Origin of the sequence: Homoserinimonas sp. OAct 916, assembly GCF_003260275.1 — a bacterium.
Taxonomy (GTDB): Bacteria; Actinomycetota; Actinomycetes; order Actinomycetales; family Microbacteriaceae; genus OACT-916.
The window spans coordinates 57719-70417 of sequence record NZ_QJHB01000003.1 but is presented as its reverse complement, the minus strand read 5'-3'; the positions used below and the strand labels follow the sequence as shown (position 1 = coordinate 70417).

Annotated in this window: 14 protein-coding genes; 8 read left to right on the top strand and 6 right to left on the bottom strand. The window is 65.8% G+C overall.

Going from position 1 to position 12699, the window contains the following annotated elements; genetic code table 11:
- Positions 1-102 precede the first annotated feature (102 nt).
- Positions 103-1311, top strand: a complete 1209-nt coding sequence (locus DL891_RS04200; protein WP_198668779.1) for an MFS transporter — start codon at positions 103-105, stop codon at positions 1309-1311.
- A gap of 57 nt (positions 1312-1368) precedes the next feature.
- Here DL891_RS04200 and DL891_RS04195 read toward each other — a convergent pair whose 3' ends face one another.
- Positions 1369-2166 (bottom strand): alpha/beta fold hydrolase, encoded by a 798-nt coding sequence (locus DL891_RS04195; protein WP_111719181.1) that lies wholly within the window; start codon positions 2164-2166, stop codon positions 1369-1371.
- Positions 2167-2373: 207 nt separating this feature from the next.
- On the opposite strand from DL891_RS04195, the gene DL891_RS04190 reads away from it, so the two are divergent.
- Entirely contained in the window at positions 2374-3321 is a 948-nt protein-coding gene (locus DL891_RS04190; RefSeq protein WP_111719180.1) for a DUF4349 domain-containing protein, read from the top strand.
- A 30-nt stretch (positions 3322-3351) separates the two neighbouring features.
- Here DL891_RS04190 and DL891_RS04185 read toward each other — a convergent pair whose 3' ends face one another.
- Positions 3352-4152 (bottom strand): metalloregulator ArsR/SmtB family transcription factor, encoded by an 801-nt coding sequence (locus DL891_RS04185; RefSeq protein ID WP_111719179.1) that lies wholly within the window; start codon positions 4150-4152, stop codon positions 3352-3354.
- Positions 4153-4246: 94 nt separating this feature from the next.
- Between DL891_RS04185 and DL891_RS04180 the strand changes: the two genes are divergently transcribed.
- Genes DL891_RS04180 through DL891_RS04170 form a run of 3 tightly spaced genes read left to right on the top strand, consistent with a single transcriptional unit; the run spans position 4247 to position 6508 of the window.
- The gene (locus tag DL891_RS04180) at positions 4247-4660 is read left to right on the top strand and encodes a cupin domain-containing protein (protein WP_111719178.1); all 414 of its coding nucleotides are present in this window, start codon (positions 4247-4249) and stop codon (positions 4658-4660) included.
- A gap of 58 nt (positions 4661-4718) precedes the next feature.
- On the top strand, positions 4719-5183 hold the full coding sequence (locus DL891_RS04175; RefSeq protein WP_111719177.1) for a MarR family winged helix-turn-helix transcriptional regulator: 465 nt from the start codon (positions 4719-4721) through the stop codon (positions 5181-5183).
- Complete coding sequence (locus tag DL891_RS04170; RefSeq protein ID WP_111719176.1) at positions 5180-6508, top strand: MFS transporter; 1329 nt, start codon at positions 5180-5182, stop codon at positions 6506-6508. The genes DL891_RS04175 and DL891_RS04170 overlap by 4 nt, the downstream gene beginning before the upstream one ends.
- Positions 6509-6519: 11 nt before the next feature.
- Here the strand turns inward: DL891_RS04170 and DL891_RS04165 are convergent, their stop codons facing one another.
- From DL891_RS04165 to DL891_RS04155, 3 genes are all read right to left on the bottom strand, one after another.
- Positions 6520-6939 (bottom strand): DUF3054 domain-containing protein, encoded by a 420-nt coding sequence (locus DL891_RS04165; protein ID WP_232819000.1) that lies wholly within the window; start codon positions 6937-6939, stop codon positions 6520-6522.
- Positions 6936-7499: a MarR family winged helix-turn-helix transcriptional regulator gene (locus DL891_RS04160; protein WP_111719175.1), complete on the bottom strand. Its 564-nt coding sequence runs from the start codon at positions 7497-7499 to the stop codon at positions 6936-6938. Before DL891_RS04160 ends, DL891_RS04165 begins: the two co-directional genes overlap by 4 nt.
- A gap of 230 nt (positions 7500-7729) precedes the next feature.
- On the bottom strand, positions 7730-8269 hold the full coding sequence (locus DL891_RS04155) for a flavin reductase family protein (protein WP_111719363.1): 540 nt from the start codon (positions 8267-8269) through the stop codon (positions 7730-7732).
- Positions 8270-8482: 213 nt separating this feature from the next.
- Here DL891_RS04155 and DL891_RS04150 point away from each other — a divergent pair, with 213 nt between their 5' ends.
- The 3 genes from DL891_RS04150 to DL891_RS04140 all read left to right on the top strand — a co-directional run bounded on the left by DL891_RS04150 (position 8483) and on the right by DL891_RS04140 (position 10341).
- Positions 8483-9160 (top strand): alpha-ketoglutarate-dependent dioxygenase AlkB, encoded by a 678-nt coding sequence (locus tag DL891_RS04150; RefSeq protein WP_232819014.1) that lies wholly within the window; start codon positions 8483-8485, stop codon positions 9158-9160.
- Positions 9157-9774, top strand: coding sequence for a DNA-3-methyladenine glycosylase I (locus tag DL891_RS04145; RefSeq protein WP_111719174.1), 618 nt, complete (start codon positions 9157-9159; stop codon positions 9772-9774). The genes DL891_RS04150 and DL891_RS04145 overlap by 4 nt, the downstream gene beginning before the upstream one ends.
- A 90-nt stretch (positions 9775-9864) precedes the next feature.
- Positions 9865-10341 (top strand): hemerythrin domain-containing protein, encoded by a 477-nt coding sequence (locus tag DL891_RS04140; protein WP_111719173.1) that lies wholly within the window; start codon positions 9865-9867, stop codon positions 10339-10341.
- Between the two features lie 23 nt (positions 10342-10364).
- On the opposite strand, the gene DL891_RS04135 is transcribed toward DL891_RS04140, so the two are convergent.
- Positions 10365-12689, bottom strand: a complete 2325-nt coding sequence (locus DL891_RS04135; RefSeq protein ID WP_157962381.1) for a LuxR C-terminal-related transcriptional regulator — start codon at positions 12687-12689, stop codon at positions 10365-10367.
- Between the last annotated feature and the right edge of the window lie 10 nt (positions 12690-12699).

The window sequence follows — 12699 nt, the reverse complement described above, 5'->3', positions numbered from 1 at the left end:
GATAAGTTCGCCGACTTATCCACAGTGTGAACCATGCCACCGACACGGCCGCCGTCGCTGGCGAGCAGGCGCCCGACCGGGGCCCGGCGGATAGGATGAGCCATTGTGAGCGCAAGCTATTCAGACCTTTTGAAGACCCAGGGCGTTGCCCGAATCATCGCTGCCCAGCTCACCGCACGCTTTCCCGGCGGCATGCTCTCGCTGGCATTCCTGTTGCATGTCGAGCAGGTGCACAGCTCCTACGCCCTGGCCGGTGCGGTCCTCGGCGCCACCAGTATCGGCCAGGCGATCGCAGGCCCCCTGACCAGCCGTTTGATGGGCCGGCTCGGCATGCGTCCCGTGCTGGTGGCAACCACGACAGTCTGCGCCGCCAGCATCACGACCATCGCCCTGGCCGCCCTGCCGATCGTCAGCTACCTCGCCCTGGGCTTTCTCGCCGGCCTCAGCTGGCCCCCGATCCAGCCCGCCGTGCGCACCATTTACCCCAAGATGGTGAACTCGACGCAACTGACTCCGCTGTTCTCCTTGGACGCCTCGGCACAGGAGATCATCTGGGTGCTCGGACCGGTGATCACCACTTTTGTGGCCATCCAGATCAGCACCAGTTACGCGATACTGCTGGCCGCCGTATTCATGGTCGCCGGCGGAATCTGGTTCATTCTGTCCCCAGAAGTGGGGCAGGTGCGCATCCCTCTCGCCCGGCGCAAGCTCGGCGGCGTGCTGAAACTGCCGACCGTGCTGCTGGGCACTGTGGTCGGATTCCTGATGGTGGGCGCCGTTGCTGCCGTGGAGGCTGGAGTCGTCGCCGTCTTCGGCCACGGGAGCCCGGATGCGGGCTGGGTGCTCGCGGTCTTCGCCGCAGGATCCCTGGTCGGCGGACTCTGGATGGGGCACCTGCCGATCGGGCCGTGGGCACTCGCCAGCCGCATGGCCATCGTCTTCGTGGGGCTCGCGTTGGCCGCAATCTCCACCAACTTCTGGTGGCTCTGCGGCATGCTCTTCGTCTCCGGGGTGGGGATCGCCCCGGCGCTGGCCGTGCTCTTCTCGATCGTGTCCTCCAGCGTCAAGTTCTCAGACACCGCCGAGGCCTACGGCTGGATCGGCACCGGCCAATTGATCGGGGCCGCCCTGGGCTCAGCGGTCGCCGGCATTCTGATCGACGGCTACGGCGCCCAGGCGGCGATCGCCTCGGCCGGGGTGTTTGCCCTCTTCGGCACTCTGGTGCCCGCTCTCGGCCGACGGTGGCACCCTGACCTGCGCGGCAGAGATGTTGGGCCGATCCCCGACACCGAACCCATTCAGGTGCTGTAGCAGGGAGCAGTGCTGATCGAATCGGCCGTGCTGACGCAGTGAGTGTGGGTCTCGGGGTCAGTTGATGACGCGCGCGATCTCGCGCGCGAGCCGCCTCCGGATCAGGTGGTCATTCACCTCGACCCGGTGCACCCTCACATGGCTCATCCGCTCCACGACGTCCAGCCCCCCGGGGGCGACGAACGCGTCCAGGGCACCATAGACGATCTCGATCGGCCTGTGGATGCCGGCAATGTCGCTCACCACCGTCTGCGACTCGATGCATTTCTCAAGCGAGCTGACGAACGGCACCCAATTGGCTTCGGTGATCTCGAACCTGTCGCCGATGCGCAACAGGCGAGCCAGCACTGTCGCATTCCTGATCGTGAAGTCCTTGTTGGCCCGGATGAACTCGTATGCCCGAAGGTAGGCTGCGACCCGGGCTCGAACCGCCTGGTTGCCGATCGCTTCGGGTGAGATGTAGATGGGTGGCCCGACCAGAACGAGTTTGTCCACCCGTCCCTGGTGCAGGGCGGTGTAACGCGCGGTGATCAACGCGCCGAGCGAATGCCCGACCAGGACAAACGGCTCCTTCAGTTTCAGCGAGGAGATCGTGCGCTGGAGCCACTCGACGTGCTCTTCCAGTGTGTATTCGGCGTTCGGGGGTACCGGTGACCGGCCGAAACCGAGAATATCGATTGAGATGCACCGGTGCGACGCCTGCAACAGCGGCACCAATTCGGCAAAGGTGACCGACGACGAGGCGATGCCGTGCACAAGGATCACCGGTGGCCCGTGGCCGACATCCGACGCGATGTGCAGCAGGCGCGCGGGCCGTCGAAAGACTCCCGCAACCCAATCTCCCAGCCGACCCATCCCCCTATTATGACCGCACACATGGGACTGTGCCCGATCGCCCGGTTGCCTGCGGGCCCGCAGCAGGTGGTACGCGGAGTATGGCTCCTGCAACCAACCGGCTCCGGCAGCGTTACAGGAGACTCCCAGAACACGGAGACCCAATCGTGATGTAACTTTCTGGCCGCATTCAGACTCAGGCTCCGGCCGTACGGATACGGTGAACCCATGAGACGAGTCGCCGCAATCGCCACCCTCGCCGTCGGGATGCTCCTGTTCACCGGGTGCAGTTCCTCCTCGATGGACTCCTCCAGCGGCCCGGCGGGTTTTCCTCCGGTTACGCAGGACTTTGCTGCCGACGGGAGCGAGTCTGCTCTGTTCGCCGCGGAGAGCCAGATGCCCGTAGACCGGCAGGTGATCGTCACCGGCGAGATGTCGCTCACCGTCGACCAGCCGATCGACGCGGCCGAAGAAGCGGTGTCGATCGTGCAGGCCGCCGGGGGTCACGTCGACTCCCGGTATGAGGAGCCCGGCTCAGACACCATCAGGGCCAGCGCCCACCTGACGCTGCGCATCCCCGCGAGCGCCCTCGATCAGACCATCACGTCGCTCAAAAAATTGGGAACAGTGAACCGGGTGCAGCTGTCAGCCACCGATGTTACCCAGCAGGCCCAGGACATGGATGCGCGCATCACCGCCCTGGAGACATCTGTGGATCGCCTGCTCGACCTGATGAGCCGAGCATCGGATACCACCGACCTGATCACAATCGAACAGGCCCTGTCCGAGCGCCAGGCCAATCTCGAATCGATGCAGTCGCAGCGCAAGAACCTAGCCGACCAGGTCAGCCTGTCGACCCTCAATCTGGATCTGGTGACCGCCGGCACCGTACCCACCGCCGGGCCGCAGAACTTCTGGACCGGCCTTGTCGCCGGCTGGAACGCCCTCGTCGCCGCCGGAGCGGGGCTACTGATCGTCATCGGTGTAGCCCTGCCGTGGCTCGCCGTGGCGGCCGTGGTCGGGGTCGGGATCTGGCTTCTCGTGCGGCACCTCAGCCGGCGCAAGAAAGCGGGAACCCCCACCCCGCCGGCGACCCCCACCCCACCGACCGCTCCTCTGCCGGCCACTGCTCTGCCGGCCGCACCTGGAACTGTCAGCACCCCGAGCGCCGACTGAAGGCAGTCGCTCGGGCCCGGGGTCGAAGGGTCAGCGGCGTGAAGGAGCGGCCAGCCGTGCGACACAGGGCCGCCCGGTGAATGGCCCATCCAACTGTGCACCGACCCCGCCGGGCCCCAGGATCTCGAGCGCCCCCTCCAGCAGGCCCAGGTGCAGGGAGCAGACCACGTCGGGATGGTCGCTCACGACCGCCTCGAACGGGCAGGAGTGCAACAACAGCTCGGTGTGGCCCCCACCGGCCCTCAGCTCCGGGTCGAATCCGAGTCCGGCGAACAGTCCATTCACCTTGGTCGCGGCCCGCACCAGAGCCGCGGGATCCCCGTCACGGCCGTCCTGCTCTCGACGCTGCGGGTCGGCTGCGGGAATCTGGCGATCTTCACTCAGCGGTGGAACCAGCGGTCGGGTCGGCGGTGACACCAGTTCCGCTGCCCAGCGACGGCCGGCAGCCTCGGCCCGGACCATCGCTTCCGGCTGGCTGTCACCTGCGGCGACCGACGCCGCCAGCACTCGCGCCAATCGCTCATAGCCCGAGAACGCCTGGGTGCCCGCACCCGGTACAGCGGCCGCGACGGCCCGGCTGACGGGCACGAACAACTGCCGCGGCCTGCCCCGCCCGCCCGACGCTTCGGCGCGCGCCTCGACCAGGCCGGCGCCGCGAAGTTCGTCCAGATGGAACCGCACCGTGCTGACGTGCAGGCCGCATTCGGCCGCAAGCTCGCCCGCATGCATGCCGCGCCCGGCGCTGCTCAAAATATTGAGCAGGCGCAACCGCGACTCGGAGGCGAGAACCTGCCGCGTACTGCTGCGCGAGGGCGAGGTGGAATCAGACACGCCCTCATCCTACGCATTAAAACGGACGGCTATAGTGGAAAACACCCCCTGCCGACGAACGGCGGGCCACCGCCAGGACAACGATCGAAGCCACATGCCCGAGACAACCGATCCCGTCGAGACCATCCACTCGGATGCCGCCCCGACCCGGTCACCGAACGAATCTGAAAGCATGATCGTGCTCGGCACCGGCACGGCCGAGCTCATCAGCCAAACACCGATCGAATCGGGACGCATCAGAACCTCACGCATCCTGAAGGCGGCGGGGGCACGTGTTGCTTTGCTGGCGATGGACGGGGCGCAGGAGCTCACCGAACACACGGCAGCGGTGCCGATCATGATTCAGCTGCTCAGCGGCCGGGCGACGATCAGCGCGGAGGGGACCACCGTGGAACTCACGCCCGGCGGCGTTGTGCACGTCGACGCCAGGGTGCCTCACGCAGTGGTGGCCGCCGAACCCTCCCACCTGCTGCTCACCCTGCTCGACCCGCCGCGCGTCCAGCGCTGACCACATTCATGAGCTCCGCTAATTAGCGCGGCTAATGAATTCGGCGTACTGTTGAGGCGTGCCCGTTTCCGAGACCTCGTCGTTCAGCGATGGTGATCCGCGCACCCGAGCCGGGCTCTCGATCGAGTTGCGCAGCGCGGTGCTGCTGCTCGCGCGCCGGATCCGCCAGGAACGCAGCGATGAACAGATCACTCACTCCGAGTACTCCGTTCTGGCGATACTGCAGCACTACGGGCCACTCACCTCGGGAAAGCTGGCCGAACACGAGCAGGTGCAACCCCCGTCAATGACCCGCACCCTGGGCAACCTGGAGAAGAAGGGTTTCGTCAAACGAGCAGAGGATCCGGACGACCGCCGACAGGTCGTGGTCGATCTGACCCCGGCTGGCAGCACAATCGTCGAAGATACCCGGCGCAGGCGTGACGCCTGGCTGGCCCGCCGGCTCGACGCACTCGACTCGCAGCAAAGGGCCACTCTGGCCGACGCCGCGCAAATATTGAGGGTGATGATCACCCCCCAGTGAAATACACCTTCCGCTCCCTGCGCTTCTTCAACTACCGCCTCTGGGCAACCGGCGCCATCATCTCGAACACCGGCACCTGGATGCAGCGTGTCGCCCAGGACTGGCTCGTCCTCACCGTGCTCACCGACAATTCAGCGGTGGCCGTCGGTATCACGACCGGGTTGCAGTTCGGCCCGATCCTCGTGCTCGCGCCACTGGCCGGAGTGATCTCTGACCGTTATTCCAAGCGCGCCGTTCTGATGATCACTCAGATCGCATTCGGCCTGACGGCCGCAGCGGTGGGCATTCTGGTACTCAGCGGGCACGCACAGCTCTGGCAGATCTACCTGGCCGCGCTCCTGCTCGGGGTGATCACGGCCATCGACTCGCCCGCCCGCCAGACGTTCGTCAGCGAAATGGTGCCGCTCAGAGACCTGCCGAACGCGGTCGGCCTGAACAGTGCCTCGTTCAACGCGGCCAGGCTGATCGGCCCGGGTGTCGCCGGGCTGCTGATCGCCGGGATCGGCATCGGCTGGGTGTTCGTGATCAATGCGGCCACGTTCGCGGCGGTGCTGGTCTCGCTCACCCGGATGCGGATGGACCAGCTCGAGATCATCGAGCGGCCGGCCCGAGCAAAGGGGACGATGCGGGCGGGGGTTCGCTATGTGCGAAACCGGCCCGACATCGTCCTGATCCTGGTGATCGTCGGGATGGTCGGCGCGTTCGGACTCAACTTCCAGATGACCACAGCCCTGATCGCGCGGGTGACCTTCGACAGGGGTGCGGCTGAATACGGCCTGCTCGGCTCCATCATGGCCGTCGGCTCGCTGGCTGGCGCGTTGCTGGCCGCACGCCGGGACAATCCGCGGATGCGCCTGGTGATCGGCTCGGCCCTCGCCTTCGGCGTGTTCTCATCGGTAGCCGCATTGATGCCGACCTATTGGACATTCGCGATCGCCCTCATCCCGGTCGGGGTGACCGCACTCACTCTGGTCACCGCCGCGAACTCCACGGTGCAAATGACCGTCTCTCCGGCAATGCGCGGTCGCGTCATGGCCCTGTACATGGCGATCTTCATGGGGACCACCCCCGTGGGAGCACCGATCGTCGGCTGGATCGGTGAGGCCTGGGGGCCACGGTGGACGATTCTGTTCGGCGGTCTGGTCTCCATCGTCACCGCGCTGGGCGCGCTCTACTACCTCATGCGGTCGAAGCGGATCCGAATCGGCTATGACTCGACGGCGAGGCTCCGGCTCGCTCTGGTCCCCTCAAAGGCACGACTGCTCGAAGAGGCACAGCAGAAGCTCGCCGCACAGCAGGCGCAGAACGACGCGTCCTCGGCGTAGCGTTCGCCGTTTCAGGCCTTCGCGCGGCGACGTATCACCAGAACGGCAATCAGTCGCCAGCCGAGCAGGAAGACGGCGAGGACGACCGTGGCCACGATCACGAACGGGAGCGCCGTGCCCTGCCCCGCGACCCAGCGGATGAGCATGCCGACCACCACCGTCGAGACCCAGATGCCCACGCCCTGCCAGAGCAGTCCGTGCGGTTTGCGCCACGCCCGGGTAAGCATCCAACCGACCGCGACGCCGATCAGGAACGGCCACCAGGTCTCCAGCACTCCCCACGCGTCCAGGGCCTCGGTGTGGGTGTCTCGGCCGATGATCACGAAGACGAGGGTCAGTGCGGCATCCAGCCCGATTGCGCCGCCCACATGCCGCAGCCGCACGGGTTGCCGCACCGTGGCCTCGGCGTGCTCCTGACCTGCCCCGTTCACCGAAGGTCGCCGCCGACCTGCACGTGAGAGTGTTCGGCCGGATTACCGCCGGCACCCAGTTCTGCTGTGACCAACTTCTCGAGCACCGGCAACGCGTCACGCAGAACATCGGCGTCGCTCGCATCCAGGCTCTGCATCAGGTGCGCGATCAATTCAGCTCGAGCGCTGCGTGCCCTCAGGATCAATTCGGTTCCGGCAACGGTGGCATCGATCACGAAGGAACGCCCATCGGTGGGGTCGGCGGTGCGAGTGGCCAGCCCCTTGCCCTCCAAGGAGGCGACGATGCGGGTGACGGTTGCGGCGGCGACCCGCTCCTGCGCGGCCAGATCACCCAGCCTCAGCGGCCCGAGCTTCACCAGGCTTGAAAGGGCCGAGAGCAACCCATGGCTCAATCCGGTTCCGCCGGTGATCATTCGACGGTTCAACCGGCCGATCGCAAGTGCCAGCCGGCCAGCCGTCTCGGTCTCCTGACTCTCATCGTCGTTCGGGGCCACACTGTCGTTCGGGGCCACACTGTCGTTCGGGGCCACACTGTCGTCTCGGTTGACACTGTCGTTCATCGTCAGCTCCTCATCGATTGACGTTCTGGTATTCATGTGGGCCGGGGGTGAACCCCGCGCAGACAGGGAACACCTGCTTGCTTGATGTCAATCAACTTTACGTCGCAGGGCCTTCCCTGACCAGCCCCTGCACGCTGGTGAGATGCGCCAGAATCTCGTCCGTGGTCATCACGACGAGCACTCTGGCAGCCCTCGCGTGATTATCGTGGTGGCGGGAGAGCACGCCATCGCTAGAGGCGGCGGTAACCGGACTGGTAGCGGATGAGCGGACCCCGTGACTGGTCCGAGGACTCGCCCATCCGCACCACCTCACCGACGAAAAGCGTATGGGTGCCGGCGCGATGGCTGGCCACGGTGCGCAATTCGAACCAGGCCAGGCAATCCCGGATCACCGCAGGAGCCTCCGGCTCCGCCCGGAAGTGGGGCACGTTGTCCAGCAGGCCGATCAATGGCGAGCCCAACTCTCCCAGCCAGTCTGCCGTGCCGCGCTGGTCGGCGGCGAGCACGCTCACCGCGAACCGGCCGCTGTCCTCGATCGCGTCGACCGTGCGCGAGAGCGCGTACAGGCTGGCCAGCATGGTGGGCGGGTCGTAGGAGATCGAGAGGTAGTCGGTAACGGTGGTGGCCATGTCGCGGCCGCGATACCGGGAGGAAACCACAGCGACGCCCTTGGCCACCGTGGCGCTGAGCGCCTGGTAGAACTCCTGGTCCTCGGTTGTGATCAGCTCCGGAGTGAGGGTGCGCATCGGCGGCGTGGTCTCCTGTTGCATGGCACCCATCCTGACTCATCCCGCTCCGAAAGACATTTAAGATCACGCCCGCTCGACCAACTTATCCCGAGTGCCGCCGTGTCTTCTCCCATTGACGGTTCGGAAAACTGGAACCGCCTGGGAGCCCCGCAGACCGAGGTTCCCCACGTCCGGACCGTCTAGTCTGAAATCACCCGCAATCCGACCCATGTGAGGAGTAACCCGGTGGACACCTTGTTCTCCGACGACCTGCTGTTCGATGACCGGGAGCCGCGGCGGCGCCAGGAGATCGCCCCCGGTGCTGTGCACCTGCCCGACTGGCTGAACCAGAAGCAGCAGCGGTTTCTGGCCGACCAGTTCCGCTCGTGGGCGGCGGGACCGGTACCCGCCCGGTCGGCTGTGCTGCCGGGTGGCCATCCGATGTCGGTGCGCACCGTGTGCCTGGGCTGGCACTGGCAGCCGTATTCCTACACACGCGAAGCCGGCGACGTGAACGGTGAGCGCGTGCTGGAATTTCCCGAATGGCTGGCCGACGTCGGACGGCGCGCCCTGGCCGACGCGTACCGGGACCCGAGAGCGGGGGATGACTATTGGCCGGATGCCGCCCTCGCGAACTACTACGACGCCGAGGCGAAGATGGGCATGCACCAGGACCGCGAGGAGCGGGGGAACCAGCCCGTGGTGTCGCTCAGTATCGGAGACAGCTGCATCTTCCGCTTCGGAAACCCCCAGACGCGCACGAAGCCGTACACCGATGTGCGGCTGGATTCCGGTGACCTGTTCGTTTTCGGCGGCCCATCCCGGTTCGCGTATCACGGGGTGACCCGCGTGCTCCCGGGCAGCGCACCGGCCCACTGCGGCCTGGAACGCGGCCGGATCAACATCACCATGCGCGTCACGGGCCTCGAATGACCGACACTGCCGACAGTCTCAGGGGCGTGATCGTCGGCGACGACGGGTTGGCCCGCCCCTCCTGGGCAGCCACGGACCCGGTTCTCAAGGACTACTACGACCGAGAATGGGGAATGCCCGTTCGCGACGAACACGGCTTGTACGAGCGGATCTGCCTGGAGGGATTCCAAGCGGGGCTGAGCTGGGCGACCATCTTGAAGAAGCGCCTCGCGTTTCGGGCGGCCTTCGCAGACTTCAACCCCGAGCTGGTGCAAACCTTTGATGAATCCGACGTTGAGCGGTTGATGGCGGATGCGTCGATCGTGCGCAACCGCCGAAAGATCGAAGCCACGATCACGAATGCCAAGGCGACGATCTCCCTGCGCGAACACGGCGGACTGGCCGACTTCGTCTGGTCGTTCCGGCCGACCGAAACCCCGGCACCGCGCACCCCCGAGGAGGTCCCCACCACGTCAGAAGCATCGATCGCCTTGTCGAAAGCGCTGCGGGCAAAGGGTTTCGCCTTCGTCGGGCCGACGACCATGTTCGCGCTGATGGAGGCGATCGGCATGATCGACACGCACCTGGTCGACAGTCACCGCCGAGGCACCTCTGGCGTCTGGAACACCGCGTAGGCGGCCGGACTCCGGTTCGTGCAATCCGGCCGGAGTAGTGTCGGAGGCACGGCGCTGTGTCACAACCGCCGACAAAGGTCAGGAGCAGGCATGACCGAAACTCTGGCCACCGCGTTGGAGCGGGAGCATCACGAGATCGACGGCGGGATCGAAGAGTATCTGGCCGGTTCAGCCGCAGAGGGGCATCCGGTCACATCGCTGACCCGAGCGACGGCTGGCTTGCGCCGCCACATCTACCTCGAGGAGGAGTTTCTGTTCCCTCCCCTGCGCGCGGCGGGCATGATGATGCCCATCTTCGTGATGCTGCGTGAGCACGGTGAACTGTGGCGCGCCCTCGACGAGATCGACCGGATGCTCGCCGACGGCACCGCCCAGACAAAAGTATCGAATGCCTGCCACGAGCTGCTGGCAATGCTCGACAAGCACAACGCCAAGGAGGAGCCGATCATCTACTCCCAAGCCGATGCCACCCTGTCTGCCGAGGCGAGTGCGGCCCTGACTGTGTTTCTTGGCGCGGGCCGGATGCCCGACGGCTGGGTCTGCCACGGCGCCGAGGTTGTGAACTGACGATACGGTGAACTGACTGGATTCTAGTAACCGTGGCGACGCGCGATTTCGAGTGCTTCTGCAGTCGAACCCGCGTCGAGCTTGCGGAAGAGCGTACGGATCTGCGATTTCACCGTGTTCTCCGACCGATGACTGGTCTCAGCGATCTCACGGCGGTTCAGTCCTTGCCGCAGCCGGTGCAGAACGTCGAGTTCTCGCTCCGTCAATCGCGCTCTGTTCGCCCCACCCCGCGGCGGCACTCGAATCACGTTCAGCCGCTCACAGTGTTCCGGGGAAATCAGTCCTGCCAGGGCGAGGGCCTCGGAATGACCGAGGAGGTGAAGTGGCACAAGGTCAATCAGTTCGCCCGAGCTCTGGTGAGTCTGCCTGATCTCAGACGTCGCCGGGCCATCGAGCGCTCCCCCGTTGCGCGCGAGCACACTGAGATGAAGCAGCGGGTTCCTCTGGCGCGGCTGGATCGCGGTCGACATGAGCGGGCCGATCAGGGCCAGCGCCAGATCCGGATGCCCATCCCGAAGGTGTTTCACCGCATCGATCGCCACGAATTCGGGCCACTGGGCCCGCGACTCATCTCTGTCGGAAGAACTCGTGACCAGCTTCGCGAAGTGCGTTGTCGTGTCGAACAATCGGCGGGCAAGGTCAGAGCACGCTGCGTGTGTTCTTTCAGCCCGAGTCGCTTCAACGCACGCACGGGCGCCTTCGGCGTCTCCGTTCAGAATCTGGGCCATGCCGATGAGTGACAGGTGCACGGGCCAGAATTCATCGTTGTCCAACTGCGTCGGCAAATCGGCAAGAACCTGGTTCAGCGTTGCCGAATCGAGCTCGGCAACGGCGAGTTGCCCGCGTGCGAGATCCGCGGTGCGGCCGACCATTCGCCGCCCCCAGCCCACACGCTGGGCAACGAGGTCGTGCTCGCCCAGCCAGTGCCGAAGCGACTCGGTGTCACCGCGGTGTCCCGCGAGCGACGCCAGGTTCGCGGTCGCGTTCGCCTGCAGGAACGGGTGATCAGCAGACACTGCCCAGTGTCGCGCAGATTCGTACGCGTGCTGTGCCTCGGTTGCGTGATCGGCGAGGTGGAGCGAGATCCCCGCTTGTATTTCGGTCAGCGCAGCCAACGAAGGGCGAATCTGGTGCGCACCAAGCGCACGGTCCAACGTCACTCGAAGCCGCCTGGCCGCGTCGGCGGATTCTGAGAAGTGGGCGGAGAGGCGCAAATGTCCGAGCTCGATCAGGCCGACAGTCAGCGCATGACTGTTGGGACGACGGTTGAGGTATTCCACGCGAGCGCGCAGCTGGTGAGCGGTCGCGTCGTTGTCATAGTCCGGCCTGAAGCTCGGCAGCGGCAGGTTCATGCGTTCGCGGCCCGCAGCGCCAAGCACGCGCAGGGCCACCGCGAAACCATCGGTGCGGTCTTTGAGCCTCCGGGGAAACCGAGCTGCGACGCGAAAGAGCTGTTGCGGGTTCGAAGTGAACATTTCGGCCCACCGGTCAAACATCAGCGTTCGAAGCGATCCCCACGCGCGAGTGTGGAACGCCGCACCGATCGCATGGTCCATTTCTCCCGACTCAGCCAGGGCAGCGACCACAACATCGCCGCGTCGCCCCACCTCCCCCGGATGTCGGGCACCCGCCCAATCCTCAATCGCCTGCCGAACGAGAGCGGGCACGAACCAGGCGCCCTCTGGATCTGGTCGGGCTATGCCGCTGCTACGAAGCTCGCGCAGAGTGAGGCCGCTCCCGCTCGACTCGCGCTTCAGCGCATCAAGAACATCCTCGTCGATGACCGGCAACAACGCGATCTGATACCAGTCCAGGGCGTCACCGTGCATGCGCAACCATGGGATCAGCGAACCGGCGAGAACGGCGTAGGCCCCCTCGGTGTCGTCGGGATCGAGGTGGAAACGGCGAACGGCCTCGTACCAACCCCCGCATACCCGATATATCGTGTCTGCCATCGCATGGCCTGAGATCGTGGCCGCCGGGCGGCAGGAGAAGATTTCATCGCGTGAGAGCATCAGGTCAGCTGCGTCGGCGAACAGGCAGGGCACAACCTCTGCCACCGCCCACACTGTTGCCCTGGAAGGGGTGATGATCGCGTGCGCCTCGCCCGAATCATGCGCCTTCGTCGCAATGGCGACGATATCGTCGTCGGAAAGTGTCGAGCAGTCGTGCACGCGTTCCTCGGCGGCCCATGACCGGGCAAACAAGCGCCGGCCCGTCCCGGGCGGCGCGTGGATGAGCAGCACCTGCCGCCGTCCGTCGTTCTTGCTTCTGAACCGCTGCCAGGCCGGATGTTGCTGCAGTGGCTGGCGTTGAACCCATGCCGCTGCTCCCGATTCGGCCAGCACGCACACCTCC